Origin of the sequence: Halomonas sp. DP4Y7-1 (assembly GCF_019800705.1) — a bacterium.
GTDB lineage: Bacteria > Pseudomonadota > Gammaproteobacteria > Pseudomonadales > Halomonadaceae > Halomonas > Halomonas litopenaei_A.
In genome coordinates this window covers 867,474-879,096 of the sequence record NZ_JAHVKS010000001.1, presented here as the reverse complement: position 1 = coordinate 879,096, position 11,623 = coordinate 867,474, and the positions used below count along the sequence as shown (strand labels likewise).

Sequence of the window (11,623 nt, the reverse complement as noted above, 5' to 3'; positions counted from 1 at the left end):
TTAGGCCTGCCGCCAGCGTTCAATCTGAGCCATGATCAAACTCTTCAGTTTAAAGTCTGATAGTCCGTTAAGCGGACCAAACTTGGCTCAAGGTTCAAACGTCTCGTTTGACGAGTCGCTTGCCTTGATATTTCAGTGACATTGTCACTGACTCATCGGCAAGCGCCCACATGAATTACCTGATCAATTTTTAAAGAGCGTGCTCTTGACTCTAGTGAGCTCAATGAGCGCCTCGCTGTTGCCGAGCGCTTTGCTCAGCGCCCTGCGAGGAAGGCGTATTCTACAGAATCGAAGCGTTTCGTCAAGCGCTTTCTTTTACGTCCTGCAAGCGATGCTCGCAGACTTCAAAAGAGAGCGAAGCGTGCCTCAGCGCATCCTTTGATGCCCCGCCGGCGACTCCGATCAAGTGGCGAGCATTTTACCGATTTCTCGTTGCTCGTCAAGCAGTGATTTTTCCGAGAAGCTTCAAAAAGCCTTTTCAAATCAACTACTCTTACCACTCTTTACCGCCTGTGACGTTTGCTCGTCGCCGGCAGCGGATGCGTACTTTACGGATCTCGAGGCAGCTTGGCAATAGTCTGAATCAAAAAAACTCATCAGCGCATGACGGCTCTGTTATGTCCTCGCCATAACGTTCGCGGGGACCCACCTTTAGTCGCCGTCATTGCCACATCCATGCACCGTGGCAAGGCATCAGCACGCAAAAGGCCCTGGCATCGCCAAGGCCTTCACGCCACTACACCTGGCAAGAGACCTGGCAAGAGACCTGACAAGACACCTTACAGGGAACGAGCGCTAGCGCGCCGAAAGCGAAGACCATCAAAAAAACCAGCAAAAGACCAGCCTCTGTTTAGGCCATATGACGCTTGCCACATACCCGGTTGCGTCCGGCGTGTTTTGCGGCGTACAGCTCTTGATCCACGCGCTCAAATAGCGACGTAAACGTCTCCCCCTTGGTGTACGCACCGACGCCCATGCTGATGGTGATGTTCAACTGCTGACCATCTGCAAGTTCGATCTGGCTCTGGCTGATGGCCTGACATACACGCTGCGCCGCGCTCATGGCCTCCTCCAATGCGGCATGACGCATGACGATAACGAACTCCTCGCCTCCGGTACGGGCCACCAGGTCACCATCACGCAGACACTGCTCAACGGCCTGACCGAGCCACACCAAGACCTGGTCTCCTACCACATGCCCATAGTGGTCATTCACTTGCTTGAAGAAGTCGATGTCCAGCACGGCCAGGGCAAAGCCCGTCCCCCGTGAAGTGCACTCCTCTATAAGTTCGTCGACATAGCGATCGAGCTGCGCCCGATTGGGCAAGCCCGTGAGCGGGTCACGCAATGCCTGATCTTCCAGCTCGTCGCGCTCCCTCTTGATTCGCGCTACGTCCAGTTCGTTGGTAATCACTCGCTCTACTGCACCGGTCAGCAGACGCACCAGCTCAATATCAACCTCTGAAAAGGGCTGGCGACGAGGTCTAGCGCTGGAAAAATTAAGCGTTCCCCAGACGGAGCCCTCTATCCAAATGGGCGCACCAATATAGGTTTCCAACTGAAACGCCTGGTAACAGGGGTGCCCGCTAACACGCTCATCACACCTGGCATGATGGGTAGCAAAGACGTCACACGCATCAAGGGTAAGACGGCAATACGTATCTCCCAGAGGAAAGGTATCCCCAGGACCTACCGGCGCCTCATCACTGGCCGCCCAGCGCACGCTGTACTGCTCACCCACCACCTCGCTGACCAACGCGATGTCCAGGCCCAGGTAAACAAGCGCATCTCGCAGCAGCATATCGACAATCTCGGACGTCTCGATATCCGTGCGGTTAACGCCGGTGTGCACATCCCGTAGCAGCTGGATCATCGACCGGTATTCAGAGACGTCCTGAATGATGGCGTAGAAGCCCGCGACACCGTCATCCACGATATCCGGCAAGTAGTTCACCTTGAAAAATGCTCTCCTGCCGTCCTGCAGCACCAGTGCATCCTCGTAGCTGACCTCTACCCCCGCCAGGGCACGCGCGAAGCGCGGCTGAATCTTCGCATAGGAGGAGGCGTCGAGAACCGATGCCACCGGCTGACCTGCCAATTCAGACGACGTAAGGCCAATGAAGTCCTGATATGCCTGATTGTTGAAGCGAAAGCACAGGTCTCGATCCACGTAGGCCACCATGACAGGAAGATGATCCGCTAGCCGAGCCACCACACCATGATCAGGTCGTTGCTGCATCGGCAGACGCAGCACCATGCTGCCATCAGGCAGCATCACGTAAGCCGAGCTACGGCTTTGCCCCCTTCCCTGCTCGTCCCACTGCCTGCCCGCACCCGCCATGGCTTCTGCAAGCCTGGCGGAGTGCCCCTGCAGCTCCGACAACGAACGTCCGACAACCTCATCGCGAGATCCTCCCAACACCGACGCACAATCGCCGGCCACGTCTAGCACCACCGCCGCTGGCGACACCCTGACGAGTACCGTCCCGGCAAGCGTCAATGCTTCTCGCACCCAGGCATACTGGTCCATGCTGGCTCTCCTGGTCGTTCCCCTGACGTGATAGGACGCACAAGCATCCTTCTGGCCTGCTCATGAATTTGGCTGTTTGTATGGTTGAATGCATCAGAATTTTCCACGCTGCGTGGACAGTACGTTCGCTCACGGTGCTCAAGAGGCGAATGCCATGTATTACCAAAACTTGATGGCGATCGAGCGAGCTCTCTCGCTCACGTACCAAGGACGTGCCGCCTGGCTGGAGACTCAACTGGGCAGCGCTTACGGTCTTGTGGATTACCGTATGCAGACCACTCAAGCGGAGCCGATTGACGAGGACGGCAACGCCTACCGACTACCGCATCCGTTTAAGGACCTGCGCCAGCACGCCGACGTCCATCACTCCCCCCTGACGACAGTCCATGTCAGCCAGGGTCGCGACCACGTCGCGGAACTACTGCTGCCGGACAGCCCGACACAGACCCATCTGGAAGTCCTGCACGCGACGCTGCTCGGACAACCTTCGCTGGTTCGCCTTATCAACTTGAATGGCTCCCCCGCCCGACTGAGGCGCGTCGAGCAACATGAGCCACTGGTACAGCAATGCGATCAGCTGCTTGCGCTGCTGATCCAACCTGCGCTGCGCCTGGTAATGGCTGGGCCGATCAGGGACGTGCATCGCATTGGCCTGCATGCCCATCAGAGGGGATTTGAAGTCATCTGGTGCAGAGGCCAGCCAGGCACTGCGCTTGCCGAAGACACTGTCTCACCAGACACTCCCACGTCAGACCAGTCCTTTCCCATGTCAGACCTGTCCTTTCCCATGGAAGTCCAGCACGCTGAAGCTGCCCACTTTCTTGCCGGCGGCGGAGGGCATCGGCGCACCCTCGTGCTGAACGCTACCTCTGATACGTCGCTGGCAGAGGTGGCGAAGAGCTCGGGTTGCTTCGACTGCAACAACAACCCCCACCCCAGGCTCTCGGAGACGACCCACTGGCTGGATCGGGCCTGCCAAGCAATGTCACTCGAGGGGCGTTAGCGGCGCGATGCTTCCGCAACGAGCGCCCTACCTTTCTGCAATTGACAGCCCCACTAGCCGGCCCTAGTCTGGACCTCTTCCTAGGGGAGCCCTACTGGCCATACAGGTCGTGACAGCGCCGCGACAGCGCTGTATCGCACCAAGGCCATAGTACGGGGCTGAGATTCCGCATTGCGCGGTAACCCTTTGAACCTGATCCGGGTCATGCCGGCGAAGGGAAGGATGGTTGCCGCTCTCCCTCTTTCTTCCTGCCCGCCGTCCGTCCCGATGTCCACTGGTCCCTGCGGACAACGATAAGAAAGAGGTTTCTCTCGATGATGCTCGACCCTCTCTGGACGGCGCTGTGGCTGCTGCTGTGCGCTGCCATCTTTGCCATTCCAGGCCTGCTCTACGCCCGACGCCGTCGGGGCGGCCTAGATGACTACATCTCCGCACGTAACAGCCAGAACACTCGTGCCACGGTGCTGACGTTGATTGCCACCACACTGGGCACCTGGATCCTGTTTGGACCGGCCCAGGCTGCCACCTGGGGCGGTATCGCGGCGGTCATTGGCTACGCGCTCGGCTCCATGGTGCCTCGCCTGGTGATGATTCCTCTTGGTCGACGCATGCGGGAGCTGATTCCCGAAGGCCACGGCCTGACCGAGTTCGTGATCCACCGCTACGGCCGCACGATGTATGCCTTCACCCTGGCGATTATGCTGTTCTACCTGTTTATCTCTCTGGCTGCAGGGCTGACCGCCATTGCCCACATGGTGACCCTGCTGGCCCCCATCCCCCTCTGGCTAACCGCCAGCGTGGTGATGATCGCCACCCTGCTCTACACCTTTTACGGCGGTCTGCGTACCACCATCTTCACTGACAAGGTGCAGATGCTGGTGATCCTGCCACTGCTGGCTCTCTTGCTCATGTTTGGCTGGCAGGCGGCGGGTGGCGTTGCTCCGACGCTCGAGGGGCTACGCGAGCGTGCTCCGCAACTGCTGGATATCACCGATGCTGGCGGCCTGCGCGCTGGCCTGACCTTCTTTCTCGCGGTGATGCTGACGGGTCTGTTCTACCAAGGAACCTGGCAGAGGATCTATGCGGCCCGGGATACTCGCGTGCTCAGGCGTGGCTTCTGGATCGCGGGACTCTTCAACTTCCCGGTCATCGTACTCATGGGTCTGTTCGGCCTGGCGTTCATCGGCCTGGGACTTGAGGGAGACGGCTCCGTCGCTCTGTTCAGCGTATTGTTGTCCGACGTGCCGCTGTGGTTTGCCTTGGCCCTGATTCCCCTTGGCCTTGCGCTGGTAATGAGTAGCGCCGACACAACGATCAATGCCACCTCCAGCATTATCGCCGTCGACATGCACAGGCTGCTGCCCCAGGCCAGTGAGGCGGCCTTGATGAGAATGGCACGCTGGCTCATCGTCGTCGCTGCAATACCAGTGACGTGGGTCGCTGCGCAGGGCTACAGCGTCCTCTACCTGTTCCTGCTGGCAGACCTGCTGTGCTCTGCCGCAGCCTTTCCGGTGTTTTTCGGCCTGTTCAACCGCCGCTATCACGGTCGCAATGCAGTGATCAGTACCGCAGCAGGTCTGCTGGCCGGGCTGTGGATGTTCCCCTCGCCTAACGGTGGCACCGCGACGCTACTGGAATCCTTCCTGCTGGCTGCCTTTGTTCCGGTGCTGGTATCTCTCGTCCTGATGAAGCTGATGCCATCTCGGGAGAGCTACGACTTTGACCGAATGAGCGGCCTGGTGAGACGCTTCCAGAACTAAGGAAACGCTGAATAAATGTTTCGAGCGATGACAGGTCGGTAGCTGCCGGAGCGGAAAGACCGGAGTTTACATGCGGTTAAATGAGGATCTTGAGCACCGCCAGCAGCCGAGATATCGAGCGCAGTAATTTATGCAGTGTTTCCCTAAGGCAATCAAACCGACGCCACTGAACCGAAACCATAACGGCGGGGCGAGCTCCCCCGCTGTTATGGCGGATGTCTATAGAGGCTGTCGTGCCTAGCAGCAGTGTGAGCAAGACGCCCGCTCAGCAGCTGGGGCGTGACAATCCAAGATGGTCGCGCAGCGTCTTGCCCTCATATTCCCGGCGGAAGACCCCACGTCGCTGCAATTCCGGCACGACCTGCTCCACGAAGTCCTCGATGCCGTGAGGCAGTGAGGGTGGCATCAGGTTAAAGCCATCGGCCCCACCCTGTTCGACCCAGCGCTGCATCTCATCGGCAATTCCCTCCGGCGTGCCGACCATCGTGCAGTGCCCACCTCCGGCGGCAAGCCGTCCCATTAGCTGTCTCAGGGTTGGCCGTTCAGCCTCGATAATGCGCAGGATGGTGGCATAGCGTCCTTTCGGTCCTGTAAAAGCCTCCAGCGGCGGCAGCGCGGGCACGGGCGCATCCAGTTCCCAGTGACTGACGTCCTGGCCGATAAACTGGCTTAACTGTCGCCGCGAGGCCTCTACCGGCAGCAACTCGTCGAGTTCACGCTGCTTGCGTCGGGCCTCTTCCTCGGTAGACCCGACGTAGGTCACAAGCCCCGGCATGATCGCCACCCCTGGACGGCCTGCGGCTTTCACCCTCGCCTTGAGGTCAGCGCAGTAAGCCTGGGCCGATGGCAGGTCATAGGCCACCGCGTAAATGGCTTCGGCATAGCGTGCCGCCAGGTCTCGCCCCTGTTCTGATGCCCCCGCCTGAAACAGCACGGGATGGCCCTGTGGCGAGCGCGGCACCGTCAAGGGGCCATCGACCAGAAAATGCTCGCCGCGGTGATGAATCGGTTGCACTTGAGCAGCATCCGCATAATCGCCGTGGCGATCTCGCAGCAGCGCGCCATCGCTCCAGGAGTCCCACAGCGCCAGCACGGTATTGGCAAACTCTTCCGCTCTAGCGTAGCGCTGCGCGTGGCCCGGCATGCCTTCCAGGCCATGATTGCGCGCCTCGCTGTCGAACATTGACGTCACCAGGTTCCACCCAAGCCGTCCGCCCGAGATATGGTCCAGCGATGCCAGCATGCGAGCCGCATGAAAGGGCGTATAGAAGGTACTGGAGACGGTCGAGATCAGGCCGATATGCTGTGTGGCACGCGCCATCGCGGCAAGCATTGTCAGCGGCTCCAAGGTCCACAGCGGACCGTCTGCGACATTGCCCGCGGCATGGCCATCGGCAAAGAAAACCGCATCCAGGCGACCGCGTTCGGCAAGCTTGGCCAGCTCTTCGTAGTAGGCGATATCCGCCAATCGCTCGACGCTGGAATCAGGGTGTCGCCAGGCCGCCTTGTGATGACCGCAGCCCAGGATGAAGAGATTCAAGTGCATAGAGGTCATCAGCCTTTCACCAGTCCGCCATCGACAATCAGATTCTGCCCGGTGATGGCCCTGGCCCACGGGGAAGCCAACAGCAGTACCGCGTCTGCAAACTCTTGCGGGGTGGTCACCCGTCGCAGCGGTGTGTTGGCGGCGATGAGGTCAAACACCGCGTCTGGTGTGGCACTGGAAGCGTCCGTCGTGCGCAGCAAGCCGCCGGACACCATATTGACGCTGATATTGTCTGGGCCGAGATCCTGCGCCAGCGTACGCGTCAGCGACAGCAGCGCCGCCTTGGCCGCGGTGTAGTCGTGATACGGCACCACCGGGTTCTGGAACAGGTTGGTACCGATATTGATGACACGCCCGACACCCGCCTCGCGCATGCCGGGAAGCGCTGCCTGCACCGTGTTGAGCGCACCACGCACCACACCCTGAAGTTGATGGTCCAGATGCTCCCAGCTCAGCGAGTCAGGGCCAGGCCGTGCGTCCCCATTGAATGCAAAGTCCGGCAGCGCATTGTTGACCACGGTAGTCACAGGCCCACCGAAGCGCTCACTGGCCCTCGCCAACATGGCCTCCACGCCATCCCGATCGCACACATCCGCAGCGACGGCCAAGGCGTGTTCCGGGTAATCAGCGACCAGCGCCCGGGCGCCTTCTTCGCTGCGGCGGTAGTTGACCACCACGCGAGCGCCTTCTCGCAGGAAGGCGCGTGCCAGGTGAGCGCCCAGACCACGTCCTGCGCCGGTAATCAGCACAATTTGAGCGGAGATATCAGGCGCAATGGGGTCGACAACAGGAGAGGTATCGGGAGGGGTCATGCGATGAGTCCTTGGTCGAGGCGGGGAACGCACGTCGAGCCAGGGACAGACGACTGCGCTGACATCCCTTCGCCGGTATGAACTGGATCAGGTTCGACGGGTATTTCTCAGCCCTGGCTCAGCCAGGACACCCCGTGTCATGCGCTCTCGACCTTAGCCCATCACCTTGCCCGGAACAAGACAGCGGGTATCAAGCAAGTGAAAGGGCCTACCCTGATTTGCCATCCTGGCACACGCCGCGACAACCCTATCGCGCCCCGGCCCCTTCACAAAGCAAATGTATACACATTTAAGCGACATCTTTCGACCTTCATGGCTTCGGGCTTTCCTTGCCCTCCAGCGTGTTACTCTGCCTTCTTTTCACCCTCTGTCCTGACACTCCCCCTACCTTGCCACCACCCCCTACTTTGGTACTACCCATTATCGGATCGACGCTTAGAAGAACATTCAACGCATTGTTTATCAAAGATAAAATAATAGAAGAGCGATCTATCTTTCATCATGAAAGGGAGCTGACGTGATCGCCAGCTCACTCGGCTCTAGCCTTTTCGATTTTTATTGTATATACATTATGACGGATTGACGGACCGCATCAGCGGTTCGTCAAGGAAGCGCTGAGCACCTCCGCTCAGGCATCGGTGCAGCGTTTCCCTAAGCCTGCCACACGCATCTGTGAGATCGGCCGATGACAACACCCGACAATGCTGATCCACTGCGCCACCTGGTAACGCCATCACCCGTGGAGAACAAGAATATGTCCGCCTCCAGCAGAAGGCCGCTAAGAAAAGCCGTCTTCATACCCACCTTTTCCATCATCATGGTGGCCGTGGCCACTGGCCTCATCAACAACGACATGCTGGTCGATGTTGCCAAAGGGGTCTTCTACATCTCCCTGTCTGACTTTGGCTGGCTGTATCAGCTGATTGCCGTAACGGCCCTGGTGGTGTCGGGCTTCATCTTCTTCTCCCGGGCCGGTGATATTCGGCTGGGTGGCAAGGATGCAACGCCTACCTTTTCCTTCGCTGCCACCTTCGCCATGGCGCTGACGGGAGGGATTGCCACGGGAGTCGTCACTTACTCCGTCAATGAACCGATCATCTATCTAGGCAACATCTACGGCGAAATCAGTCACCAGAGCTTCGCTCCCGGCAGTGGCGAGGCCGCCATCTTTGCCCTGGCAAGAAGCTTCCACAACTGGTCATTCATTCCCTACGCACTTTATTCCATCGTGGGGCTGATGATCGGCTACATGCACTTTAACCGCAGAGAACGCTTCTCGATCTCCTCAACCGTCAGCCCCGTACTGGGCAGGCACGGCAGCAAGATCTGGGTAAGGTCCCTGATCGATATCATTTCCGTTCTGGCCATCGCGCTCGGCCTGGCCTCTTCTCTTGGCGCAGGTCTGGCATTGATCAGCTCAGGCATCGAGGCACAGTACGGCATCGAATCCAACGCCATGACCTGGCTGGTGCTGACGATTGCCATCTCGGCGATCTTCATCACCTCCGCTGTCTCGGGATTGAAACGCGGCATCCGCGTGCTGTCATCGATCAACGCCTATATCTTCTATGCCTTCGTCGCGATTCTGATCATTGTCGGGCCCCTCAACTATATTCTGAGCCTGTCGGTGACAAGCCTCGGCTACTGGGCAGACAACTTCTTCCTTTGGGCTTTCGATACCAAGGAGTCTGGTGGCGAAGCGCTGGTCACCTGGTGGACGATGTATGACTGGTCGATCTGGATCGCCTACGCCCCCCTCATGGGACTGTTTCTGGCCCGTATCTCCTACGGCAGAACGCTCAGGGAGTTCCTCATCATCAACTGGATTCTGCCCTCGGTCTTCGGCCTGGTCTGGTTTGCCATCTGGGGTGGGTCCGCCCTCAAATGGCAGATGGATGGAACGCTGGATCTGATTAGCATCATCAATGACAGCGGCGCCGTATCCGGACTCTGGGGCTTCCTCCAGCACCTGCCCATGGCCAGCCTGCTGGTACCGCTGGCGATTTTCACCCTGGTCATTTCGTTTGCAACGGCGGCAGACTCCATGTCATCGACCATCGCGACCATCTGCACCAGCAACATGTCCGCAGAAGAGGAGTCGCCCAAGCAGCAGAAGATTCTGTGGGGCCTGTCGATCGCGGCTATCGCCTATGTGATGGTGGCCTTCGGCGGGGGCGCCCAAGGCGTCGATGGCATCAAGTATCTTGCCGCAGCGGGAGGCTTTACCGTGGTCTTCCTGTTCGTGCTGATATTGATCAGCGCCGTGCGAACCTTCATGACTCGCTCACCCCAGGGTGCTGCTGAGCAGCCGGCCGAGGTCTCTCAGCCGGTGACGGGAGGCGTGAATGAGTAACCAGGTCGTCATCTCAGATGCAGCCCCCGGCTGGCTGGAGGTCATCGCCGTCGCACGCCATGGAAGCGAGCTGACGCTGGATGAGGGTCGCTGGGCACGCATCGAGCGGGCCCGCCAGGTGGTCGAGCAGATGGCGGATGCCAGCACTCCCTACTATGGCATCAACACCGGCCTGGGAGCGCTGTGTGACGTGGTGCTGGATCGCCAGCAGCTAAGTGACCTGTCGCGCAATACCCTGATGAGCCATGCCTGCGGAGTCGGAGCCCCCCTGCGGGTCGAACAGGTCCGTGCCATCATGTGCTGCGCGGTCATCAACTGGAGCCATGGGCATTCGGGCATCAGCCCGGGCATCGTCCAGGGACTGCTGGCATTTCTTAATATGGGCATCACCCCGGTGGTGCCAGGCCGGGGGTCTGTTGGCTACCTCACACACATGGCCCATATTGGTCTGGCCTTGCTGGGCGTCGGTGAAGTCGACCATGCCGGTGAACGACGCCCCGCCAGCGACGTACTCGCTCAGCATGCGCTGACGCCCGTCGTGCTGGGTCCCAAGGATGGGCTCAGTCTGGTCAATGGCACCGCCGCCATGACAGGGCTTGCCTGTATCGCCCTGGACGATGCCCATGTGCTGGCCGACTGGGCCGACGCCATCGGCGCTGTCAGTTTCGAGGCGCTGTCAGGCCAGCAGGCTGCCTTCACGCCTGAGGTGCTGGCGCTGAAGGGTCAGCCTGGCGTGGTGCGCAGTGGCGCCAACTTGCGGCGACTGCTAGCCGACAGCCAGCACCTGCAGCAGTGTCAGGGCCACCACCTGCAGGATGCGCTCAGCCTGCGGGCCATGCCCCAGGTCCATGGCAGTTGCCGGGAACAGCTTGAGCACGCGATACGCCTGGTCGACGGAGAGATCAGCGCAGCTACCGACAATCCTCTGGTGATCGGCGAAGGCCCACATGCCAGGATCGTGTCACAGGCCAATCCTCATGGGGCGCCGGTCGCCCTGGCCTGTGACAGCCTCGCCATGGCGGTGTGTGAGTGGGCATCTATCTCGGAGCGTCGAAGCTATCGCCTGGTCACTCCCCAGGCCAGCGAGCTTCCCGCCTTTCTCACCCGCGACAGCGGAGTGAAGTCCGGACTGATGATTGCCCAGTACACGGCAGCGTCGCTGGCGGCAGAGGTCAAGCGACTGGCTCTGCCCGCATCGGTCGATAACTATCTCACCTCTGGTCTGCAGGAAGATCACCTCAGTTTCGGCGACAGCGCTGCGCTCAAGCTCGACCAGGCGCTGGAAGGCGCTCTTCGCGTGCTCAGTATCGAGCTGTTACTGGCCGTGCAGGCATTGGACTTGATTCCGAACACGGGCTTTGGCCTGGGAGCCGAGCTCACACGGCGCCTGGTCAGAGAGCGTATCGTTCACTATGACGAAAGTCGGCCGCTGCATCAGGACATGGAACAGGCCCTGTCGCTACTGAAAAGTGCCACCGCCATCGCGGAGGTACGACGTCTACTCAACGCGTGAGATGACCGTCCTTGCTTGCCCCGGGCCAGCAGAACGATGGCCCAGGGTCAGCACTGCGCTGCCAAAAGGCGATTCGCAACAGTTCGACAAGGAAGATTAAGCTTTC

7 protein-coding genes and 2 riboswitches are annotated in these 11,623 nt (G+C 59.7%); of the genes, 4 read left to right on the top strand and 3 right to left on the bottom strand.

Features of this window, described 5'->3' with window-relative positions; translation table 11 throughout:
• Positions 1 to 850: 850 nt before the first annotated feature.
• Positions 851 to 2,530 (bottom strand): diguanylate cyclase, encoded by a 1,680-nt coding sequence (locus KUV72_RS03590; RefSeq protein WP_206942617.1) that lies wholly within the window; start codon positions 2,528 to 2,530, stop codon positions 851 to 853.
• A gap of 154 nt (positions 2,531 to 2,684) precedes the next feature.
• Between KUV72_RS03590 and KUV72_RS03585 the strand changes: the two genes are divergently transcribed.
• The gene (locus KUV72_RS03585; protein ID WP_206942619.1) at positions 2,685 to 3,533 is read left to right on the top strand and encodes a hypothetical protein; all 849 of its coding nucleotides are present in this window, start codon (positions 2,685 to 2,687) and stop codon (positions 3,531 to 3,533) included.
• A 72-nt stretch (positions 3,534 to 3,605) separates the two neighbouring features.
• Positions 3,606 to 3,769: riboswitch (TPP riboswitch) on the top strand.
• Between the two features lie 78 nt (positions 3,770 to 3,847).
• The gene (locus KUV72_RS03580; protein ID WP_206942621.1) at positions 3,848 to 5,293 is read left to right on the top strand and encodes a sodium:solute symporter family protein; all 1,446 of its coding nucleotides are present in this window, start codon (positions 3,848 to 3,850) and stop codon (positions 5,291 to 5,293) included.
• 265 nt (positions 5,294 to 5,558) lie between these two features.
• On the opposite strand, the gene KUV72_RS03575 is transcribed toward KUV72_RS03580, so the two are convergent.
• Together KUV72_RS03575 and KUV72_RS03570 are read right to left on the bottom strand one after the other, a co-directional pair.
• Entirely contained in the window at positions 5,559 to 6,848 is a 1,290-nt protein-coding gene (locus KUV72_RS03575; protein ID WP_242520854.1) for an LLM class flavin-dependent oxidoreductase, read from the bottom strand.
• The gene (locus KUV72_RS03570) at positions 6,848 to 7,651 is read right to left on the bottom strand and encodes a 3-oxoacyl-ACP reductase (protein ID WP_206942623.1); all 804 of its coding nucleotides are present in this window, start codon (positions 7,649 to 7,651) and stop codon (positions 6,848 to 6,850) included. Before KUV72_RS03570 ends, KUV72_RS03575 begins: the two co-directional genes overlap by 1 nt.
• Before the next feature lie 47 nt (positions 7,652 to 7,698).
• Positions 7,699 to 7,796, bottom strand: a riboswitch (TPP riboswitch).
• Between the two features lie 540 nt (positions 7,797 to 8,336).
• Here KUV72_RS03570 and KUV72_RS03565 point away from each other — a divergent pair.
• A complete protein-coding gene (locus KUV72_RS03565; RefSeq protein WP_242520855.1) occupies positions 8,337 to 10,004 on the top strand; it encodes a BCCT family transporter in 1,668 nt (555 codons plus the stop codon).
• Positions 9,997 to 11,517, top strand: coding sequence for a histidine ammonia-lyase (gene hutH, locus KUV72_RS03560; RefSeq protein ID WP_206942625.1), 1,521 nt, complete (start codon positions 9,997 to 9,999; stop codon positions 11,515 to 11,517). The genes KUV72_RS03565 and hutH overlap by 8 nt, the downstream gene beginning before the upstream one ends.
• The last annotated feature ends 106 nt before the right edge of the window (positions 11,518 to 11,623 follow it).

Excerpts from the sequence above, each read along its gene's own strand:
- KUV72_RS03590 (WP_206942617.1), bottom strand. The coding sequence starts at position 2,530 with ATGGACCAGTATGCCTGGGTGCGAGAAGCATTGACGCTTGCCGGGACG.
- KUV72_RS03585 (WP_206942619.1), top strand. The coding sequence starts at position 2,685 with ATGTATTACCAAAACTTGATGGCGATCGAGCGAGCTCTCTCGCTCACG.
- KUV72_RS03580 (WP_206942621.1), top strand. The coding sequence starts at position 3,848 with ATGATGCTCGACCCTCTCTGGACGGCGCTGTGGCTGCTGCTGTGCGCT.
- KUV72_RS03575 (WP_242520854.1), bottom strand. The coding sequence starts at position 6,848 with ATGACCTCTATGCACTTGAATCTCTTCATCCTGGGCTGCGGTCATCAC.
- KUV72_RS03570 (WP_206942623.1), bottom strand. The coding sequence starts at position 7,651 with ATGACCCCTCCCGATACCTCTCCTGTTGTCGACCCCATTGCGCCTGAT.
- KUV72_RS03565 (WP_242520855.1), top strand. The coding sequence starts at position 8,337 with ATGACAACACCCGACAATGCTGATCCACTGCGCCACCTGGTAACGCCA.
- hutH (WP_206942625.1), top strand. The coding sequence starts at position 9,997 with ATGAGTAACCAGGTCGTCATCTCAGATGCAGCCCCCGGCTGGCTGGAG.